Below are 19,238 nucleotides of genomic sequence, written 5' to 3'. Positions count from 1 at the left end.
CCGCACCTCCCCGGCTCACAGTAGTCGCGGTTCAGTCCGCGGTGATCCGGTCCAGCACCCGCCGCTGGAACGCGCGGGCGGCCGGGCCGGACGGCGGCGTGCCGCCGCGGCGGGCCTCGATCGAGGCGCGGATCAGCGCGGCGTCCGGGTCGTCGGCGGCAACCCGCAGCCCGGCGTCGACCTTGCCCAGCCAGACGCCGTCGCGGTGGCGCACCAGCGCGCGGCAGGCGCCGAGCACCGCGTCCTCCGCGCCGGGAGCCGGTGCGTCGCCGGGTGGGGTCGGCAGCGCCAGCCACCAGCGCAGCGCGTCGGCCAGCAGCGCCCGCAGCGCCTGCGGTGACGGGTCGGCGAACACGTCGGCGGCGGGCGGGCCGAGCAGCGTCAGGCCGGACTGGCGCAGGATGCTGCGGTCCAGCGCGTACCAGAACCGCCCGTCGGCGGCGGGCCGGTCGGCCGGGTCGTAGGTGGCGCGGAACGGCATTGTCGCGCCGGTGTTCAGCTCGACCTCGAAGCCGGGCTCCGGGGCGCCGGAGGCGGCCACGTCGCGGCGGTAGACGACCAGTTCCAGGCCGCGCGCCGGGCAGGGCAGCGACTCGTGCCGCAGCCGCTCCACGAGTATCCGCTTGGCCGCCTCCGGCTGGGGCCCGGCGACCAGCAGCGCCACGTCCACGTCGCTGCGCCCCGGCTGGTACGCGCCCAGCCCGACCGACCCGGCGGCGTACGCGCCGACGAGGTCGTCACCGAGCACGTCCCGGGAGCGGCGGACCAGTTCGGCCAGGTAGTCGCGGATGTCGTCGCGCATGCCGGCATCCTGCCCCGGCCAGAACGCGGTCAGTCCGGCGGGTCGGGACAGCACACCGTCAGCGCGCCCGGGACCACCTTCACCTTGAGCCGTTTCGCCTTGCCCCGCGCGCCGCCGTCCAGCTCGTACGTCTTCGGCGCGTCGAACCGCACCGTGATCTTGCGACCGCGGGTGATCCGCACGAACGGCGACTCCTCGGAGCGCCCGGCGGCCATCCGGCCCAGCGTGCGCGCCCAGTCCACCGCGCCGCTGGCGGTGGACACGCCGACCTCCAGCGCCCCGTCGTCCGGACGGGCGTCGTCGAAGGCCGGGATGCCGCCGGTGATGGTGCCGACGTTGCCGAACAGCACGCAGCTCGCCTCGTCGTCGAACCAGTCCGCGCCGTCGACCCGGATCCGGGTCCGTACGCACTCGCCGCGCACGTGCCGCAGCCCGGTCCAGACGTACGCGATCCGGCCGAACCGGCCCTTGAGCTGCCGGTCGGCGTCCCGGATCAGGTCGCCGTCGAACCCGGCGCCGGCCATCACCGCGAAGTGCTCCCCGTTGATCCGGCCCAGGTCCAGCTCGCGGCGGCGGCCGTGCAGCGCGATGCGTACCGCCTCGGGCAGGTCGACCGGGATGCCCAGGTTCACCGCGAACAGGTTGGCCGTGCCGGCCGGCAGGATGCCCATCGGCACGCCGCTGCCGGCCAGCGCGTCGGCGCACCGCTGCACCATGCCGTCGCCGCCCCACACCAGCACCAGCTCGGCGCCGGAGTCCAGCGCCGCGCGGACCCGCTTGGGCGCCTTGCGGCTCTTCGGCACCTCGTACCAGAGCAGCCGCCCGACCCCGGCGGCGACGAGCCGGGAGCGCAGCTCGTCGAGCCCTCCCCCGAACGTCTTCTTCCGATGGGCGACGACGGCGACCACACCGGCCGGGGGCGCGGCGGGGGCGGTGGCCGGGCGCTCGGCCGTGCTCGTGTTCATGGTCCCGCTGTACCCGGAGCGCGCGCGTCCCACGCCTGCGCCCGGCGCGACGCGCCCGAAACCGATTCGCGGCGTACTGTGCCCGGACGGCCACGTTCGGTACAGTGCGGACGATGATCCGCGCCGCCGGGCGCGGATCCGGAGGGTGTGCGATGACGCGACGGATCGGGTGGGTGGCGTACTACACGCTGCGCCTCGGTTTGCTGCTCGGCGGCGTGGCAGCCGTCTGGGGCGCGCACGAGGTGGCGGCCGGCTCGGCCGCCCACGCCGCCGACCGTCCGCCGCCCACGGCCACTGTGGAGACTCTGACCCACACACTCGGCGCGGTTCTCGGCCTGCCCGCGTCCGGGGCCGTCGGTGTCGAGTCCACACCCGCCGCCGGGCCGGCATCCGGCACGACAGCTCCCGCCGCCGACGCCACCGCGCCGAGCGCTGACGCGCCCGGCACGCCCACATCCGGCACGGCCACGCCCGGAAAGGCCGTGGCGACGCCCCCGGAGGCGGCCCCGGAGGCGGCCCCGGCCGCCACGACGCCGGTCACCGGCCGCGTCGTCGAGGCGGTGGTGACGCCGGTCCGCGACCACGTGCTGACCCCGGTCACCGAGGGCCTGCGCCCGGCCACCGACCCGGTACGCGATCACCTGCTCACGCCCGTCGCGGAGGCCCTGCGCCCGCTCACCGGCCCGGTCACGGAGGGCGTGCTCGAACCGGTCGCGGACGTGCTGTCCCCGGTCGTGGAGCCGCTGAGCCCGATTCTCGGTCCGGTCTGGCGGGGCCTGGAACCGGTGGTCGCGCCGCTGGACCCGGTGCTCGACCCGCTCAGCCCGGTGACCGATCTGCTCGACCCACCGGCGGCGTCGCAGCCGGACCCGGCCGACCCCGCTGACCCGACCGACCCCGGTGACCCGACAGCCCCCGCCGACCCGGCTGATCCGGCTGGTCCGGCTGATCCGGCCGGCACCGCTGATCCGGCCGTGAAGGCCCGCCCGGCTGCGCCGGCCCGCGCGGGCGACAGCGTTACGGTCGCCGCCGGCCCGGTGGCGCGTGCCTTCGCCGTCGAACAACGGGGCGCCGCCGCGCGCAGCGCGACACAGGCTGTCCGCACGGCGGCCGACTTCGCCCCGACCCCCGTCGCGCCGCAGCCGTACGACGGCGCCAGCCATGCCGGCGGCGCGGTGCACAGCGAGGCGGCCGACGCGGACGCGTGCCGCTGGGGGCTGCCGACGCTCGCCCACCAGTACGGGCGCCCGTCGCACGAACGCCTGCCGGCCTCCCGCACGTCACGGCCCGGCACCAGACCCGCCTGAGCGGACTTCACAGGACCACATGCGATCCGGAGCACGGGCGTGTCCCGCCCGACTGCCGCGCCTGCGCGGCGGCGCCGTCGTCCGGCGCCCGCACCAGACCCGATCACGCCTGTGAAACAGGAGTTCGTTCATGAGCACAGCCCTGCCCGTCGCCCGCGCCCGGTGGTGCGACATCGGCCGCATCGCCGATCTCGTCGCCGAGGCCCTGATGCCCACCGCCCTGGCGGCCTGGCTCGTCCCCGACGCGCCGCGCCGTTTGCCGGTCCTCGCCGCCGTGGCGCGGATCTGGACCGAGCACGCGCTGCTGTTCGGCGACGCGTTCCTGCTGCCCGACGGCAGCGCCGCCACCGTGTGGTTCCACCGCTACCGGCCGATCCCGACGCCCCACCGGTACGCCGATCGTCTCGCCGCCGCCGCCGGCCCGGACGAGGAGCGGTTCCGCCGCCTCGGTGACGCGCTCGCCGCCCGGCGTCCGGTCGAGCCGCACAACAACCTGGCGCTGCTGGCCGCTCCCCGGGGCGGTGCGGCGGAGGCGCTCGCCGGGGCGCAGCGCCGGATGGACACCCTCAGCCTGCCCACCTACGCGCACCCGTGCGCCGGGGAGCAGGAGGAGTTGCTGCGGCGGCTCGGCTACACCGCACGGGAGGCCTTCGCGGCCCCGGACGGCACCGAGCTGCGGGCGCTGTGGCGGTCGACGCCGTTCCGTGCGGGCGGCAACGACCGCTGGCCGGTGCGTCACCGCGGCTTCGGCCGCCCGGACCGCGACGGCCGGGCCGCCGACCGGGCGGCGCGCTGACCGGTTGACCGGGCCGGGGCGGCCACCCAGCCGCCCCGGCTCCCGCCCGCCGCCTTCACGGGGACGTCGCTGTGCTCGGCCTCGGCGAGCCGGAGGTTGATCCGTTGCCCCGACGTCGTCGGCCGGTGCGGGCGCCCTACCTCGGTTAGCCTGCGAGCCGGGCACGACTTCGCCGAGCGACCGGAGGTAACGGTGCGAGGAACGGGAGAGACCCCGGGGCCGGCCGGCGCCACGACCGCGAGCCCGAAGCGCAAGCGGCGGCGCCTGCCGGTCGTCCTCGCGGTCTGCGTGCTGCTGGCCGGGTGCGGCCTGGTCGCGGGCGGCTACTACTTCGACAGCGTGCCCACGCCCAGCGACCTGAAGCTGCCCGAGTCGACAACCGTCTTCTACGCCGACGGGCGCACGCCGATGGCGAAGCTGGGCGCGCAGAACCGCACCATCGTGCCGTACGACCAGATGAACGACTCGGCCAAGCAGGCGATCGTGGCGGCCGAGGACCGGACCTTCTGGACCAACCGCGGCATCGACTTCAAGGGTGTGCTGCGCGCCGCCTGGGCCAACGTGAGCGGCGGGCAGCGGCAGGGCGCGTCCACGCTCACCCAGCAGTACGCGCGCATCGCCGCCGACCTGCGCGGGGTCACCTACTCCCGCAAGCTGCGCGAGGCGGTCATCGCGTGGAAGCTCGACGACGCGTACACCAAGGAGGAGATCCTCGGCTTCTACCTGAACACCGTGCCGTTCGGCCGGGGAGCGTACGGGATCGAGGCGGCCGCGCAGACGTACTTCGGCAAGACGGTCCGCCGGGACGCCCCACCCGAGCGGCAGCTCACCCAGGCCGAGGCGATGGTGCTCTGCGCCATGGTGAAGCAGCCGGAGGCGGATCCGGCCGACCCCGAGGGCACGCCCGGCTACGACCCGCGCCGCAACGCGCTGGCCAAGCAGAACTCGATCGACAGGTGGAACTACATCCGCGACGGCATGGTCAAGCTCGGCTACCTGACGTCGCAGCAGGCGGCGGACCTCGCGTACCCGGACACGGTCCGGCCGATCGACAAGGACGCGGGCCGGTCCGACCTGGACCGGCCGACCGGCCTGGTGGTCAACCACGTGCTGGCCGAGCTGCGCGGGACCGAGCCGTTCCGCGGCAAGCCGGACGAGGTGATCCGGGACGGCGGCTACCGCATCGTCACCACCATCGACAAGCGCGTGCAGGACGCGGCCGAGGCGGCGGCGGACATCCGCCGGGACACCGCTCCGCGAGCGGTGCGCGGGCAGCCGCGGAACTGGCAGGCGGCGCTGGTGGCGGTGGAGCCGGGCACCGGCCGGGTGCTCGGCTACTACGGCGGCGACAAGGGCTCGGGCGCGGACTACGCGGGCTGGTACTCCGACGAGGACGGCCAGGCCCGCGGCTTCGGCCAGCATCCGCCGGGGTCGTCGTTCAAGGTGTACGACCTGGCCGCCGCCGTGCGCGACGGGATCTCGGTGAAGGAGCGGTTCGACTCGCCGGACACCAAGGAGTTCCCCGCCTCGGGGCGCACCAAGGGCAGCGCGGCCGGGCCGATCCGCAACGCCGAGCGGGCGCCCTGCCAGCCGGACTGCGCGCTCTGGGAGGCCACCGTCGCCTCGCTCAACGTCACCTACTTCGAGCTGACCGAGCGGCTCGGCACGGACAAGGTGATCGAGACGGCCCGGCAGGCGGGCGTGGAGTCGATGTGGGAGACGGTCCGGGGCAACCCCCGACCGCAGCGCGTCGACCTGCGCAGCGACCCCGCCGACGAGGTGGCGAAGCGGTTCTCCACCGAGGTCGGCATCGGGCAGTACGGCATCACCGTGCAGGACCACGCGAACGGGATGGCCACGTTCGCAGCCGGCGGCAAGCGCGCCGACGCACACTTCGTCCGGTCGGTGAGCAAGGACGACGAGGAGGTGTGGACCGAGCAGCTGCGCACCACCGACCTCGGGCTGGACCGGGAGGCCGTCGACCAGCTGGACTGGACACTGCGCCGGGTCCGGGCGGCCAAGCTGGACAACGGCTGGGACTCCGCCGGCAAGACCGGCACCTGGCAGGCCGGGAAGAGCACCACGCAGAACGTGCACACCTGGATGGTGGGCTGGACCGGCGCGCTGGCCTCGGCCGTGTGGCTGGGCACCACCGACGGCAAGCCGCTGCGGACCAGCGACGGCAGCTACGACGTGTACGGCTCGACCGGCGCCGCGCCGATCTGGCGGCAGTTCATGACAAAGGCCACCGAGGCGATGAAGCTCGACCCGGGCAAGTACCGCTTCGGTGAGCCGAAGTTTCCCGGCGACACCCCGGAGCCGACCGCGTCGGCGCCGCTGCCGTCGACCGCCGCGCCCACACCGTCGGACTCCCCGAGCCCGAGCCCGACCCCGTCGAGCCCCAGCCCGAGCCCGGAGCCGACCGGGCGGCCGACGTCGCGGCCCACGCTGACGCCCACGCTGCCACCGCCGCCCACGATCACGCCGACGCGGACCCGCGGCCCGCGCTGACGTGCCCGGCCGCGCGGTGGCGGCCCGCGTGCGGCGGCGTCCTCGCGTCTATGTGCGCCATTCGCGCACATAGGCAACGTCCGCAATTTGCACGGGCCCCCATCCACTGTCGGCGATGTTCGCCCTGATCAGGGCCTATTGAAGATCATGGTTGCCTGGGACGACGCGCGCGGCGACACGCCCGACTGCCAGCCGTTGCCCAGGTCACCCATTGCTCACGGCTCGCGCGGCGTGTGATTGTGCACCAGCGAACCGCCGACCCCCGGCGAATCGCGACGGTCGATCTGTCGACCCGGAGCCACGCCGGCAGCTCCGGTGACCGGCCGTCACCCTGCCTCGCACCACCGCGCCGCCCGTCCCCACCGGGCTCGTGCGGCGCGCCTGTAGAACAGGAGCAAACCTCCGTGAAACTCTCACCTCGCCTCGCCGCGCTCACCGGCGCGGCGGCGGCCGGCGTCATCGCCGCCGGCACCGCCGCGGCCGTGCAGGCCGCGCCACCCGGGCCCGCCGCCCCCAACCCGGCCCAGGCCCGAGCGGCCGCCGCCGACTCGACCCGCGCGCTGGTCGCGAACCGCCCCGCCTACCTCCAGGCCGGTTCCGACGACGCGTTCGTCCAGAAGCCGGTCATCTCCTCCGAGGGCACCCAGTACGTGCCGTACGAGCGCACCTACAAGGGCCTGCCCGTGGTCGGCGGCGACTTCGTGCTGGCCACCGACTCCGCCGGCAACCTCAAGTACGCCTCGGTCGCCCAGCAGCGGCCGATCGGCGCCCTCGCCACCACGCCCGCGCTGACCCAGGCCGCCGCCGCGGCCACGGCGCGCGCCCAGCTCAAGACCGTCAGCGCCGTCGAGGGCACCACGCTCGTCGTCTACACGCTCGGCGCCGCACCGGCGCTGGCCTGGGAGACCACGGTACGCGGCACCGGCGCGGACGGCCCGAGCCGGCTCACCGTCGACGTCGACGCCCGTACCGGCGCGGTCCTGCGCAAGCAGGAGCACGTGGTACGCGGCACCGGCACCGGCGCCTGGAACGGGCCCAGCCCGCTCACGCTCAACACCACCCAGTCGGGCTCCACGTACACCATGAAGGACCCGACCGTCACGAACCTGAGCTGCCAGGACGCGGCGAACAACACCACGTTCAGCGGCTCCGACGACGTGTGGGGCAACGGCACCGCCACGAACAAGGAGACCGGCTGCGTGGACGCGCTGTTCTCCGCGCAGACCGAGCACAAGATGCTCGCCCAGTGGCTGGGCCGCAACGGCGCCAACGGCAACGGCGGCTACTGGCCGATCCGGGTGGGCCTCAACGACCAGAACGCCTACTACGACGGCAGCCAGGTGCAGATCGGCAAGAACACCGCCGGCCAGTGGATCGGCTCGCTGGACGTGGTGGCGCACGAAATCGGCCACGGCATCGACGACAACACCCCCGGCGGCATCTCCGGCGGCGGCACGCAGGAGTTCGTGGCGGACACGTTCGGCGCGGCCACCGAGTGGTTCGCCAACGAGCCGTCCAGCTACGACGCGCCGGACTTCCTGGTCGGCGAGAAGATCAACCTGGTCGGCTCCGGCCCGATCCGCAACATGTACAACCCGTCGGCGCTCGGCGACCCGAACTGCTACTCCAGCAGCATCCCGTCGACCGAGGTGCACGCCGCGGCCGGGCCCGGCAACCACTGGTTCTACCTGCTGGCCAACGGCAGCAGCCCGACCAACGGGCAGCCGTCCAGCTCGACCTGCAACAGCAGCAGCGTGAGCGGCCTGGGCATCCAGAAGGCCATCAAGATCATGTACAACGCCATGCTGCTGAAGACGTCGTCCTCGTCCTACCTGAAGTACCGCGTCTGGACGTTGCAGGCGGCGAAGAACCTCTACCCGAGCAGCTGCACCGAGTTCAACGCGGTCAAGGCGGCCTGGGCGGCGGTCAGCGTGCCGGCCCAGTCGGGTGAGCCGACCTGCGCCGGCGGCACCCCGACGCCCACGCCGACCGCCACCACCACCCCGCCGTCGGGCGGCTGCTCCGGCAACAAGCTCGCCAACCCCGGCTTCGAGTCGGGCAACGTGAGCTGGAGCGCCTCGTCCGGCGTCATCACCACCGACAGCGGCCAGGCCGCGCACGGCGGCTCGTACAAGGCGTGGCTGGACGGGTACGGCTCGTCGCACACCGACACGCTCAGTCAGTCGGTGACGATCCCGGCCGGATGCCGCGCGACGTTCAGCTTCTGGCTGCACATCGACAGCGCGGAGACGACCACCGGCACCGCGTACGACAAGCTCACCGTCAAGGCCGGCAGCACCACGCTGGCCACCTACTCCAACCTGAACAAGGCCACCGGCTACGTGCAGCGGTCCTTCGACATCTCGTCGCTCGCAGGCACCACGGCGACCATCTCGTTCAGCGGCGTGGAGGACAGCTCACTGCAGACGTCCTTCGTCGTCGACGACACCGCGGTCACCCTGAGCTGACCGTGGCGTAGCGCGGCCGGTCGTCGTCCTCCCGGCGGCCGGCCGCCTCGTCGTGCCGGGCGGTGCCGCGTCGCGCGTGGCCGCCGCCGCGTGCCGGGGCGGCGCCGCGTCGTGCCGGACCGCGTGCGGTCGGGTCAGGCCGGACGCCCGGCCTGGGACGCCGTGCCGCGGTCGCGGTGGATCCGCGCGGCCGCCTCGTGCATCGCGCGACCGAACAGCTCGGCCTGGTCACCCATGCTGCCGAGCCGGGCGGCGAGCGCGTCGGCGTCGGCCCGCGCCGACGCGCTGACCCGGGCGTCCAGCTCGGACAGCGCGGCGTTGGCGGCGGCGGTGACATGTCCGCACAGGACGTCGAGGGGCTCGCCGGCCAAGTCCGGGTCGATCGTCACGGAATCCAGCCGGCCACCCTGAACGGCGACCGCGCGGACCCGGCCGTCGGCTGCGGTGCCCTCGGCGCGCAGCAGGTCGCCCGGCTCGCCGTCGGCGTGCTCCGAGGCCCGGGAGCGCATCGCGGTGAGCGCCTGCTGCGTGCGGGTCAGCAGTTCGTCGATGCTCGCGGCCGCCGAGAACGGATCGTTGGTCATTTCCGCGCTTTCTTCACGTCTGAGCCGATCATCGTGACCCTAGCAACCGGCTCCGACGAATCGCGGTCAGCGGCCGTCACGGGTGGCGTCCGGCGCCGCGAGCAGGCCGGACACCGGCGGCGCGGCGTGTCGCGGGCGGCCGGACGCCCGGCCGGGTCGAACCGGCCGGGCGTCCGGACCAGATCAGCGCAGACGCAGCCGCTGACCGGGGAAGATCAGGCCGGGGTCGTCGCCGACCACTGCCCGGTTGCGCTCGTGCAGGGCACGCCAGCCGCCGTCGACGCGCTGCGCCACGGCGATCTCCGACAGCGTGTCCCCGCGCCGGACCACGTACGTCCCGGCCGACGGCTGCGGCGCCGCAGTCGTCGCGGCCCGCTCCGGCGCGGTCTTGCGCGTGGCGGCCCGCTTCGGGGCGGACTTCTTCGAGGTGGCCTTCTTCGGGGCCGCCCGCTCGGACCGGGTCGCCGCGGCGTTCGCCGAGCCGCCCTTCTTGCCGCAGACCGGCCACGCGCCGATGCCCTGGCCGCGCAACACCTTCTCCGCGACGGCGATCTGCTCGGACCGGCTGGCCAGGTCGGCGCGGGCGGCGTACTTCTGGCCGCCGTAGCCGTTCCAGGTGGCGCGGGAGAACTGGAGCCCGCCGTAGTAGCCGTTGCCGGTGTTGATCTTCCAGTTGCCGCCGGACTCGCAGCGCGCGACCGCGTCCCAGTTGACGCCCGCGCTGGCCGGTGCGGCCGGGCCGAACAGGGTCGCGACGCCGACGGCGGCGCCGGTCACCACCGCACCGAGAGCGGTACGGCGGCTTCGGGCCGAGTATGCAGTTGCCATGTGGATTCCTCCACGCCGACGAGGTGAGCTGTCGGGTTCGGGCCGAGGAGCCCGGCCGCCGGTGGCGGCTTCACCCCGAGGTGACGATGCACCGTGGAACGTGTGGTTCCCCCGCTCCCGCACGAGGTTCGGTTACCGGGGCCGGCGGCGGGATTTGGCGTTTCCGGCCCGCGGTGCCCGCGAATGCGAACGAAACCGACGCTAAGGACGGTTTGCGACGATCGTCCACTTCTTGTGATGGTGTTCACCCGGCCGGGCTACCACCTGTGGAGCTACCGTGGCAGGGCCGAGCAAGATCACGGGAGGGGCGGGACGGATGACCGATCACGGACACGAGCTGACCTTCGGCGGCTTCATCACGCCCGCCGCCGGGCAGCCCGACCAGGTGGTGGCGCTGGCCACGCTCTGCGAACAGGTCGGGCTGGACCTGGTCACGTTCCAGGACCACCCGTACCAGCCGGGCTTCCTGGACACCTGGACGCTGATGTCCTACGTGGCCGCCGTCACCGAGCGCATCCACCTGGCCGGCAACGTGCTCAACCTGCCGCTGCGCCAGCCGGTGGTGCTGGCCCGCAGCGTGGCCAGCCTGGACCTGCTCACCGGCGGCCGGGTCGAGATGGGACTCGGCGCGGGCGCGTTCTGGGACGCGATCGAGGCGACGGGCGGGCGGCGCCTGTCCCCCGGCGCGGCGGTCGAGGCCCTGGACGAGGCGATCCGGGTGATCCGCGAGGTCTGGGACACCGACCGCCGCGGCATGATCCGCGTCGACGGCGAGCACTACCGGGTGGTCGGCGCCAAGCGCGGCCCGGCGCCCGCGCATCGGGTGGGCATCTGGGTCGGCGCGTACAAGCCGCGCATGCTGCGCCTGGTCGGCCGCGCCGCGGACGGCTGGCTGCCCTCCCTGTCCTACCTGCCCAAGGGCCCCGACGAGCTGCCCGCCCTGAACGCGCTCGTGGACGAGGGCGCGCAGGCTGCCGGGCGCGACCCGGCCGAGATCCGCCGCATGCTCAACGTGACCGGCACGTTCGCGCGCTCGTCGGCCGGCTTCCTGGCCGGCCCGCCGGAGCAGTGGGTGGAGGAGCTGGCCGGGCTCACGCTGGAGCACGGCGTCACCACGTTCATCCTCGGCAGCGACGAGCCGCGCGCGATCCAGATCTTCGCCCAGGAGGTCGCGCCGGCGGTCCGCGAACTCGTCGCCGCCGAGCGCACCGCGCCCGGCAGCGGGGCCCGCGCGGTCGCCGACGACACGGCCGCCACCGGCGGCGCGGCCACGCTGGCGGTCACCCCCACCCCCGACCCGGGGGTACGTCTGAGCGCGCGCCGCCCCTGGGACGAGTCGACCCGGCCGACCGCCCCGCTGCCTCCGGCCGGCCAGGTCTACCCACCCCGGGGGCAGGCCGCCGGGCAGCACCTGGTGGACGTGCACGACCACCTGCGCCAGGAGCTGGCCCAGGTGCGCGACCTGCTGGAACAGGTCAAGCGGGGCGCCGTCTCGCCGGGCCGGGCGCGGGCGGCGCTCAACGAGATGACCATGCGGCAGAACAACTGGACGCTCGGGGCGTACTGCGCGGCCTACTGCACCATGGTCACCCAGCACCACGGGCTGGAGGACGCCTCGATCTTCCCGCACCTGCGCCGCTCCGAGGCCGGGCTGGCGGCCGTGCTCGACCGCCTCGAGGAGGAACACGTGGTGATCCACGGGGTGGTGGAGAGCGTCGACCGGGCGCTCGTGGAACTGGTCCACCGGCCCGGCGACTTCACGCAGCTCCAGGAGGCGGTGGACCTGCTCACCGACACGCTGTTGTCGCACCTGTCGTACGAGGAGCACCAGATCGTCGAGCCGCTGGCCCGGCACGGCTTCTTCCCCGGCCAGCTGTGAGGTAGCTGACTTTTGATTTCCTAAGTCAGGGGGTACCGTCGACGCCATGACGGACCTCCTTGCGCAGCGTGACTCCTGGTCCACCGCCAACTGCTCGATCGCCCGGGCGCTGGAGGTGGTCGGCAACCGCACCACGCTGCTCCTGCTGCGCGAGGCGTCGTTCGGCACCCGCCGCTTCGACGACTTCGCGCGGCGGGTCGGCGTCAGCGAGCCCGTCGCCGCCGCACGCCTCAAGCAGCTCGTCGCCGACGGGCTGCTCGACCGGCGCCCCTACCGCGAGCCCGGGCAGCGCACCCGCGACGAGTACGTGCTCACCGCCAAGGGCAGCGACCTGATCCCGGTGCTGGTCGCGCTGCGGCAGTGGGGCGACACGTACGCCGCCGACGAGGCCGGCCCGGCCGTCCGGCTGACCCACGACGAGTGCGGCGCGGCCGTGCACGCCCGGCTGCGCTGCGACGCCGGACACGACGTACCGCCCGGCGAGCTGGCCGTCCTGCCCGGTCCGGGCCTGCTGTCCGCCTGACCCACCTTCCTTCCCCACCCCTCGGAGCGAGACATGAAGATCGCTGGAAGCACCGCCCTGGTCACCGGCGCCAACCGCGGCTTCGGCCGGCACCTGGCCGCCGAACTCGTCGCGCGCGGCGCCACCGTCTGGGCCGGCGCCCGCAACCCGGACACCGTCGACCTGCCCGGCGTCACCCCGGTACGCCTCGACATCACCGACCCCGCCTCGGTGGCCGCCGCCGCGGAGCGGGCCGGTGACGTGACGCTGCTCGTGAACAACGCCGGCGTGAGCACCGGCGCCGACCTGCTCGACGGTGACCTCGCGCAGATCCGGCTGGAGCTGGAGACGCACTACCTCGGCACGCTGTCGGTGGTACGCGCGTTCGCGCCCCGGATCGCGGCGAACGGCGGCGGCACGATCCTGAACGTGCTGTCGGCGCTGTCCTGGTTCACGATCCCCGGCGTCGGCGCGTACGGCGCGGCCAAGGCCGCCGAGTGGTCGATGACGAACGCGCTGCGCCTGGAACTGGCCGGCCGGGGCGTCCGGGTCGCCGGGCTGCACGTGGGCTACATGGACACCGAGATGGCCGCCGCCGTGCCCGGCCCGAAGGCGCACCCGGCCGACGTCGCCCGGCTCGCCGCCGACGGCATCGAGTCCGGCAGCTACGAGATCCTGGCCGACGACGTCGCCCGCCGGGTCCAGGCGGGGCTGTCCGGTGGGGTGGCAGCGCTCTACCCCGCGCTCCCCTGAACAGACCCGTCTCGCCGAGGTGGCGGGGTCAGAACCCGTCCGATGCCACCACTTCGGCGCAATGGTGTCGATCAAGCACAAGCCACGACAACCGCCCGGACACAGCCGATCAACAGCCTTCGACAAGAGCCCGACATCAGCCGACGCTCGCCAAGCGGCGCTCCGTCAGATCCACCCGCTCGACACCTGCGCATTGGGGCCGCCCCGCCGACGCGGGCCCGCAAGACCATCTCCGCCAGAGCCCTCACTCATCTAGAGCCCCGAGCGTCCCTCCAACTGGGATCGATCTTCCTCATTCCGGGACGCCCCAGGTGATCAACACCAGCTCGGCGAAGTGGCGGGGTCAGAGCCCGCCTGATACCACCACTTCGGCGAGCTGGAGTCGATCAAGCGGCAGCCAGCCGCCCGCACGAGCCCGGCGAAGGACTGACCCGACAACCACCCGGATCGACTTCCCGGCGCTTGATCGACACCAGCTCGCCGAGGTGGAGGCATCGGGGGCACCCAGGTACCGCCACCTCGGCGTAGTGGAGTCGATCAAGCGGGCCGGGTCGGGTCGGGCTACAGGCCGCGGGCCAGGCGGTCGGCCAGGATGCGGGTGAACCGGGCCGGGTCGGCCAGCTCGCCGCCCTCGGCCAGCAACGCCATGCCGTACAGCAGCTCGGCGGTCTCGGTCAGCGCGGCCGTGTCGCCGCCCTCACCGTGCGCCTTGCGCAGCCCGGTGACCAGCGGGTGGGCCGGGTTCAGCTCCAGGATCCGCTTGACCTGGGGCACTTCCTGGCCCATCGCCCGGTACATCTTCTCCAGCGTCGGCGTCATGTCGTGCGCGTCGCCCACCACGCAGGCCGGCGAGGTGGTCAGCCGGGTGGACAGGCGCACCTCCTTGACGCTGTCGGCGAGCGCGCCGCCGAGGAACGTGAGCAGGTCGGCGTACTCCTGCCGTTCGGCCTCGGCCTTCTCCTTCTCCTCCTCGGTCTCCAGGTCCACCTGGCCCTTGGCGACCGAGCGCAGCGTCTTGCCGTCGTACGCGCCGACGCGCTCGACCCACACCTCGTCCACCGGGTCGGTGAGGATCAGCACCTCGTAGCCCTTGGCGCGGAACGCCTCCAGGTGCGGCGAGTTCTCGATGGTGGCCCGGTTCTCGCCGGTGGCGTAGTAGATCTCGCTCTGCCCGTCCTTCATCCGCTCCACGTACGCCCGCAGCGTGGTGGGCTCGGCCGGGTCGTGGGTGCTGGCGGCGCGGACCAGTTCCAGCAGCGTCTCGGTGTTGTCCGGGTCCTCCAGCAGACCCTCCTTGACCACCGCGCCGAACTCGGTCCAGAAGGTGCGGTACGACTCGGCGGACATGTCCTTGAGCGTGGCGAGGACCTTCTTGACCAGCCGGCGGCGTACCGCGCGGATCTGCCGGTCCTGCTGGAGGATCTCCCGGGAGATGTTCAGCGACAGGTCGTGCGCGTCCACCACGCCCTTGACGAAGCGCAGGTAGTTGGGCATCAGCGCGTCGCAGTCGTCCATGATGAACACGCGCTTGACGTAGAGCTGCACGCCGCGGCGGCCCTGCGGGGAGAACAGGTCCAGCGGGGCGTGCGACGGCAGGAACAGCAGCGCCTCGTACTCGAATGTGCCCTCGCCGCGCATGTGGATGGTTTCGAGGGGGTCGGCCCAGTCGTGCGCGACGTGCCGGTAGAACTCCTTGTACTCGGCCTCGTCGACCTCGTCCCGCGAGCGCGCCCAGAGCGCCTTCATCGAGTTGAGCGTCTGCTCCTCGGGGGTGGTGGCGCCGTCCTCGCCGGGCTTGTCGACTGTCATCCGGATCGGCCACGAGATGAAGTCGGAGTAGCGCTTGACGATCTCCCGGATCGTCCACTCGGCGGTGTAGTCGTGCAGGTTGTCCTCGGTGTCGACGGGCTTGAGGTGCAGCGTGACCGAGGTGCCCTGGGGTGCGTCCTCGACCTCCTCGATCGAGTACGTGCCCTCGCCGGTGGACTCCCAGCGGGTGCCGCCGGACTGTCCGGCGCGGCGGGTCAGCAGCGTCACCTTGTCGGCGACCATGAACGTGGCGTAGAAACCGACGCCGAACTGGCCGATCAGCTCCTGGGACGCGGCGGCGTCGGAGGACTCGCGCAGCTTGCGCAGCAGTTCGGCGGTGCCGGACTTGGCGATGGTGCCGATCAGGCGGACCACCTCGTCACGGGTCATGCCGATGCCGTTGTCCCGCACGGTGAGCGTACGGGCGTCCTTGTCGGCCTCGATCTCGATGTGCAGGTCGGAGGTGTCGGCCGGCAGGTCCTTGTCGACGAGCGACTCCAGCCGCAGCTTGTCCAGCGCGTCGGACGCGTTCGAGATCAGTTCGCGCAGGAAGACGTCCTTGTTCGAGTAGATCGAGTGCACCATCAGCTGCAACAGCTGACGGGCCTCGGCCTGGAACTCCAACGTCTCGACCCCGTCGCTCACACCGGCTCCTTCCCTCTGGCGGCTCCTACGGCGGAAAGGATACGAGGGGTGACCGCTGCGGCACGCACCGGCCGCCCCGGAATTCGACTGGTACAACCAGTTGACGGGTTGATGTGTACGGGGCCACACTGCTGCGCATGACCTTCGATCCCGCGCCCCGCGTCTCGGTCTCCGACCACGTCTTCGGCCGGCTGCGCGACGCGATCGTCTCCGGCCGGTACGCGCCGGACGAGACGCTGCCCGGCGAGCGCGAGCTGGCCGGCGCGTTCGCGGTCAACCGGCACGCGGTCCGGGAGGCGCTGCGCCGCCTGCAGCAGCTCGGCCTGGTCCGGGTCAGCCAGGGCGGCGCGACCCGGGTGCTGGACTGGCGGGTGCACGCCGGGCTGGACCTGGCGCTGTCACTGGCCCGCTCCGGTGACGTACTCCCGGTCGAGACGCTGGTGCGCGACATGCTGGAGATGCGGGCGTGCGTCGGGATCGACGCGGCCCGGCTGTGCGCCGAGCGCGGCGACGCGGCCGTCGTCGCCGCCGTGGTCCGGGCCGCCGAGGAGTACGGCGACCTGGCCCCCGACCTGGACCTGATGAACGAGGCGAACATCGCCATCTGGCGGCTGGTCGTACGCGGCAGCGGCAACACCGCCTACCAGCTCGCCTTCAACAGCCTGGTGGCCGGCACGTTCGCGGTCGGTGACGTCCCCCCGGACGCCCGCGCGGCCGAACTGCTCGACGTCGCCGGGCACCGCCGTCTCGCCACCTCGATCGCCTCCGGTCAGGGCGCGGCGGCCGCCCGGCACGCCCGGGAGCTGCTGACCGCGCCGGTCACCCCCACCCCCACCACCACCCCCGGAAGGGAAGCGCGCGCATGATCCCCGCCGTGCTGTACGCCGTCCCGGCGTTCCTGCTCCTGATCGTGATCGAGGCGGTCTCCTACCGCTTCCTGCCCGACGACGACGAGCGCGGCTACGAGCTGCGCGACACCACCACCAGCCTGTCCATGGGGCTGGGCAGCCAGATCATCGGCTTCCCGTGGAAGCTGCTCACCGTCGGCCTGTTCGCGGCGCTGTGGACCGTGGCGCCGGTGCAGTTGTCCCCCGGCGACTGGTGGACCTGGGTGATCCTGTTCTTCGCCGACGACCTGGCCTACTACTGGTTCCACCGCTCGCACCACGAGGTGCGCGTGCTCTGGGCCAGCCACGTGGTCCACCACTCCAGCGTCTACTACAACTTCTCGACCGCGTTGCGGCAGAGCTGGACGCCGATGACCTCGCTGCCGTTCTGGCTCGCGCTGGCCCTGCTCGGCATCCCGCCGTGGATGATCTTCCTGCAGCAGTCGGTCAGCCTGCTCTACCAGTTCTTCCTGCACACCGAACGGATCAGGGTGCTGCCCCGGCCGATCGAGTGGATCTTCAACACGCCGTCGCACCACCGGGTGCACCACGGCTCCAACACCGAGTACCTGGACCGCAACTACGGCGGCATCCTGATCATCTGGGACCGGCTGTTCGGCACGTTCGAGCCCGAGCGGGCCTCCGCGCGCTACGGCCTCACCAAGAACATCGGCACCTACAACCCGCTGCGGGTGGCCACCCACGAGTTCGCCGCGATCTGGTCCGACGTACGCCGGGCCGACTGCTGGCGGCACCGACTCGGCTACCTGTTCGGCCGCCCGGGCTGGCAGCCGGCCCGATGAGGCGCTCCTGGATGCTGCTCCTGTTCGGGCTGGTCGCCGCCGTCGAACTGGTCGGGGTCGCGCTCGACTCGACGGTGCTCCAGTGGCTGGCCAAGCCGCTGCTCGCGCCGGTGCTGCTGGCGTACCTCTGGGCGCGCCGCCGCCGGGTGGACGCGGTGGCGGTCGGCCTGGTCGCCGCCACCGCGGGCGACGTCGCCCTGCTCCTGGAGGGTGACACCGCGTTCCTGGCCGGCATGGGCTTCTTCCTGGTCACCCAGATCGCGTTCATCACCGCCTTCGTCCGGCACCGGCGCGCGCCGGTCGTGGCGTGGGCCGGCTACCTGCTCGCCTGGGCCGGGGCGAACGCGCTGCTGTGGGGCATGCTCGGGCCGCTGCGGCTGCCGGTGCTCGGCTACAGCCTGGCGCTGTGCCTGATGGCCGCCGCCGCGGCCGGGGTGTCCGCGCCTGTCGCCGCCGGCGGCGCGTTCTTCCTCGTCTCCGACCTGCTCATCGGCGTGGGCGCGGCCGGGATCGAGCTGCCCGGGCGGGGCCTGCTGGTGATGACCACCTACTGCGCGGCGCTGCTGCTGATCACCACCGGCTGGGTGGCCGCGACCCGCCCGGCGACCGGCCCGGAGTCGCCGCCCGCGGGTACCCTGCTCGCGTGGCCAGGGAGAACGGGCGCAAGCTGATCGCCTCGAACAAGAAGGCGCGGCACGACTACGACATCCTCAAGACGTACGAGGCGGGCATCGTGCTGGCCGGCACCGAGGTCAAGTCGCTGCGCGAGGGGCGGGTGTCGCTTGTCGACGCGTTCGCCCAGGAGCGCGACGGCGAGATCATGCTGTACGGCCTGCACATCGCCGAGTACGGCTTCGGCACCTGGACCAACCACGCGCCCCGGCGCACCCGCAAGCTGCTGCTGCACCGGGTGGAGATCGCCCGCATCCTGGAGAAGCTGCGCGACGGCGGCGTCACGCTGGTGCCGCTGTCGATGTACTTCGCCGACGGCTGGGCCAAGGTGGAGCTGGGCCTGGCCCGGGGCCGCCGGTCGTACGACAAGCGTCAGGCGCTGGCCGAGCGGGACGCGAAGAAGGAGATCGCCCGGGAGTTGGGTCGCCGGCTCAAGGGCCGCGCCACCGGCCGCCGAACCTGATCCGTCCCGTGTTGAGGACAGTCGCTGTCCGCTGGCTCCGGCAGGCTGGACGGCGACCGATCACACGTGCCGCCGGTTCGCCGGCGGGACCGACGGAAGGTGAGCCGAGATGGCCCGCGACGTGCAAATCACCATCGACTGCGCCGACCCGGCGAAGCTGGCGGCGTTCTGGGCCGAGGTCCTCGGCTACCGGGTCCAGGGCCCGCCGGAGGGCTTCGACTCGTGGGAGCAGGCGCTGACCGCGATGGGCGTTCCGCCGGAGCGGCACAACGACGCCTCGGCAGTGGTCGACCCGGAGGGGGCCGGTCCGCGACTGTTCTTCCAGCGGGTGCCGGAGTCCAAGCGGGTCAAGAACCGGGTGCATCTGGACGTCCGGGCCGCGCCCGGCCTGACCGGCGAGGCCCGGATGGCGGCGCTGGAGGCGGCGGCCGACCTGCTCGTCCCGCTGGGCGCGACGCGCGTCGGGCGCTTCGAGCCCGCTCCCCCGCTGGAGGCGGGGCACGTGCTGATGACCGATCCGGAGGGCAACGAGTTCTGCCTCGACTGAGACCCGAGGAGATTCGA

General features: G+C 73.2%; 17 protein-coding genes and 1 riboswitch. Of the genes, 12 read left to right on the top strand and 5 right to left on the bottom strand.

The window, feature by feature from the left end; all coding sequences use genetic code 11:
- Nucleotides 1-31: 31 nt before the first annotated feature.
- Both A8711_RS15680 and A8711_RS15675 read right to left on the bottom strand, forming a co-directional pair.
- Nucleotides 32-802, bottom strand: a complete 771-nt coding sequence (locus tag A8711_RS15680; RefSeq protein WP_069088691.1) for a nucleotidyltransferase — start codon at nt 800-802, stop codon at nt 32-34.
- 29 nt (nt 803-831) lie between these two features.
- Entirely contained in the window at nt 832-1,767 is a 936-nt protein-coding gene (locus A8711_RS15675; protein WP_069088619.1) for a diacylglycerol kinase family protein, read from the bottom strand.
- 152 nt (nt 1,768-1,919) lie between these two features.
- Between A8711_RS15675 and A8711_RS15670 the strand changes: the two genes are divergently transcribed.
- The 4 genes from A8711_RS15670 to A8711_RS15655 all read left to right on the top strand — a co-directional run bounded on the left by A8711_RS15670 (nt 1,920) and on the right by A8711_RS15655 (nt 8,849).
- Nucleotides 1,920-3,074, top strand: coding sequence for a hypothetical protein (locus A8711_RS15670; RefSeq protein WP_233607911.1), 1,155 nt, complete (start codon nt 1,920-1,922; stop codon nt 3,072-3,074).
- A gap of 130 nt (nt 3,075-3,204) precedes the next feature.
- On the top strand, nt 3,205-3,870 hold the full coding sequence (locus A8711_RS15665) for a hypothetical protein (RefSeq protein ID WP_064445849.1): 666 nt from the start codon (nt 3,205-3,207) through the stop codon (nt 3,868-3,870).
- Nucleotides 3,871-4,062: 192 nt separating this feature from the next.
- Nucleotides 4,063-6,381, top strand: coding sequence for a transglycosylase domain-containing protein (locus A8711_RS15660; protein WP_069088618.1), 2,319 nt, complete (start codon nt 4,063-4,065; stop codon nt 6,379-6,381).
- A 404-nt stretch (nt 6,382-6,785) separates the two neighbouring features.
- Entirely contained in the window at nt 6,786-8,849 is a 2,064-nt protein-coding gene (locus A8711_RS15655; RefSeq protein WP_069088617.1) for a M4 family metallopeptidase, read from the top strand.
- A 134-nt stretch (nt 8,850-8,983) separates the two neighbouring features.
- On the opposite strand, the gene A8711_RS15650 is transcribed toward A8711_RS15655, so the two are convergent.
- Together A8711_RS15650 and A8711_RS15645 are read right to left on the bottom strand one after the other, a co-directional pair.
- On the bottom strand, nt 8,984-9,433 hold the full coding sequence (locus A8711_RS15650; RefSeq protein WP_043323797.1) for a YbaB/EbfC family nucleoid-associated protein: 450 nt from the start codon (nt 9,431-9,433) through the stop codon (nt 8,984-8,986).
- Between the two features lie 183 nt (nt 9,434-9,616).
- On the bottom strand, nt 9,617-10,261 hold the full coding sequence (locus A8711_RS15645) for a transglycosylase family protein (protein ID WP_069088616.1): 645 nt from the start codon (nt 10,259-10,261) through the stop codon (nt 9,617-9,619).
- A riboswitch (cyclic di-AMP (ydaO/yuaA leader) is annotated at nt 10,260-10,405 on the bottom strand. (Overlaps the previous gene by 2 nt.)
- Nucleotides 10,406-10,577: 172 nt before the next feature.
- Here A8711_RS15645 and A8711_RS15640 point away from each other — a divergent pair.
- From A8711_RS15640 to A8711_RS15630, 3 genes are read left to right on the top strand one after another with little or no spacing between them, the layout of a single operon-like run.
- Nucleotides 10,578-12,140, top strand: a complete 1,563-nt coding sequence (locus A8711_RS15640; RefSeq protein WP_069088615.1) for an LLM class flavin-dependent oxidoreductase — start codon at nt 10,578-10,580, stop codon at nt 12,138-12,140.
- 46 nt (nt 12,141-12,186) lie between these two features.
- On the top strand, nt 12,187-12,663 hold the full coding sequence (locus tag A8711_RS15635) for a helix-turn-helix domain-containing protein (protein ID WP_043323791.1): 477 nt from the start codon (nt 12,187-12,189) through the stop codon (nt 12,661-12,663).
- Nucleotides 12,664-12,696: 33 nt separating this feature from the next.
- On the top strand, nt 12,697-13,395 hold the full coding sequence (locus A8711_RS15630) for an SDR family oxidoreductase (protein ID WP_064445843.1): 699 nt from the start codon (nt 12,697-12,699) through the stop codon (nt 13,393-13,395).
- 561 nt (nt 13,396-13,956) lie between these two features.
- On the opposite strand, the gene htpG is transcribed toward A8711_RS15630, so the two are convergent.
- The gene (htpG, locus tag A8711_RS15625; protein WP_083297020.1) at nt 13,957-15,849 is read right to left on the bottom strand and encodes a molecular chaperone HtpG; all 1,893 of its coding nucleotides are present in this window, start codon (nt 15,847-15,849) and stop codon (nt 13,957-13,959) included.
- Between the two features lie 137 nt (nt 15,850-15,986).
- On the opposite strand from htpG, the gene A8711_RS15620 reads away from it, so the two are divergent.
- From A8711_RS15620 to A8711_RS15600, 5 genes are all read left to right on the top strand, one after another.
- On the top strand, nt 15,987-16,715 hold the full coding sequence (locus tag A8711_RS15620; RefSeq protein ID WP_043330104.1) for a FadR/GntR family transcriptional regulator: 729 nt from the start codon (nt 15,987-15,989) through the stop codon (nt 16,713-16,715).
- Nucleotides 16,712-17,539 carry a sterol desaturase family protein gene (locus A8711_RS15615; protein ID WP_043323784.1) on the top strand — a complete coding sequence of 276 codons (828 nt, stop codon included), beginning with the start codon at nt 16,712-16,714 and terminating at the stop codon, nt 17,537-17,539. Before A8711_RS15620 ends, A8711_RS15615 begins: the two co-directional genes overlap by 4 nt.
- Nucleotides 17,540-17,550: 11 nt before the next feature.
- On the top strand, nt 17,551-18,210 hold the full coding sequence (locus tag A8711_RS15610; RefSeq protein ID WP_233607917.1) for a lysoplasmalogenase: 660 nt from the start codon (nt 17,551-17,553) through the stop codon (nt 18,208-18,210).
- Nucleotides 18,183-18,674, top strand: a complete 492-nt coding sequence (gene smpB / locus A8711_RS15605) for an SsrA-binding protein SmpB (protein ID WP_064445840.1) — start codon at nt 18,183-18,185, stop codon at nt 18,672-18,674. Before A8711_RS15610 ends, smpB begins: the two co-directional genes overlap by 28 nt.
- A gap of 109 nt (nt 18,675-18,783) precedes the next feature.
- A complete protein-coding gene (locus A8711_RS15600) occupies nt 18,784-19,221 on the top strand; it encodes a VOC family protein (protein ID WP_069088613.1) in 438 nt (145 codons plus the stop codon).
- The last annotated feature ends 17 nt before the right edge of the window (nt 19,222-19,238 follow it).

It is taken from the genome of Micromonospora sp. II (assembly GCF_001709195.1).
GTDB lineage: Bacteria > Actinomycetota > Actinomycetes > Mycobacteriales > Micromonosporaceae > Micromonospora > Micromonospora chalcea.
This window is presented reverse-complemented; position numbering and strand designations above follow the sequence as displayed.